At 40.4% G+C, this 530-nt stretch carries 1 pseudogene; it reads right to left on the reverse strand.

Annotated elements, in window-relative coordinates:
- Positions 1–60: 60 nt before the first annotated feature.
- Positions 61–525: pseudogene (locus HMPREF2877_RS10335) on the reverse strand (ISL3 family transposase); the annotation flags it as partial.
- Positions 526–530 lie beyond the last annotated feature (5 nt).

A 530-nucleotide genomic window follows, 5' to 3' on the forward strand; every position in this document is an offset into this window, starting at 1 on the left:
TGTCTCATAATTCTGGGCCACAAAAGCCAATTTCCCTTTCTTGAACCCAAACTCATCCTAGGACATAATAGCTGGGAGTTTGTCATAGTGTTCCTTGAAAGTAAACTGGTCGAGTTTACGATAGACAGTGGACGTTGACACGCGAAGTCTTCTGGCAATATCCGTTAATGACACCTTCTCAGTTAGGAGTTGTGTAACCTTTTGTCGGACTAGATTGGAGATTTGGCAGTTTTTCTCAACGATAGATGTCTCAGCTACCGTGACTCGTCTACAACTTTTACACTGGAAACGACGTTTTTTCAGACGTAGTAGTGTTGGAGTTCCAGCTTGCTCAAGAAGAGGGATTTTAGAAGGCTTTTGAAAGTCGTACTTGATCATCTTTCCATGGCAATGAGGACAGGAAGGTGCAGGGTAATCGAGTTTTGCTTGAATCTCGATATGAGTGTCAGTTTCAAAAATAAGTAAAATCTTGATATTTTGGTCTTTAATTCCGATTAGTTCTGTGGTATTCTTAATAAGTCTCATGAGTT

Origin of the sequence: Streptococcus sp. HMSC072D03, from assembly GCF_001812855.1 — a bacterium.
Taxonomy (GTDB): domain Bacteria; phylum Bacillota; class Bacilli; order Lactobacillales; family Streptococcaceae; genus Streptococcus; species Streptococcus salivarius_D.